Annotated in this window: 1 protein-coding gene; it reads right to left on the bottom strand. The window is 58.4% G+C overall.

Annotated elements, in window-relative coordinates; translation table 11 throughout:
* Window positions 1-255, bottom strand: a 255-nt coding sequence (locus C5748_RS28460; RefSeq protein ID WP_199194928.1) for a hypothetical protein, incomplete at both ends; no start/stop codon positions are given.

Below are 255 nucleotides of genomic sequence, written 5' to 3'. Positions count from 1 at the left end.
TGCCGGTGAAGCCGGAAGAATCGGCGGTGAGGTTGGTCGCGCCAGAGAGATGGTTGAGCGTGCCCGCGCCTGAAATCGCCGCCCCGAAATCATAAGCCGTTTCGGTGTGGTTAAAGTTGAGACTACCGGTGCCATTGCCAAAGTTAACTGAGGCGCTGTTAAGCGTACCGGCGGCGCCGCCATTGCCGATATTGAGCGTGCCCGTGGAGCCTGAGAAACTGGCAACGAATGTGTCAGCGTTGGCATTGACCACAC

It is taken from the genome of Phyllobacterium phragmitis, from assembly GCF_002980495.1.
Lineage (GTDB): Bacteria > Pseudomonadota > Alphaproteobacteria > Rhizobiales > Rhizobiaceae > Paramesorhizobium > Paramesorhizobium phragmitis.
Note: the sequence above shows the minus strand (reverse complement) of the source record. Positions and strands in the feature narration are given on the sequence as shown.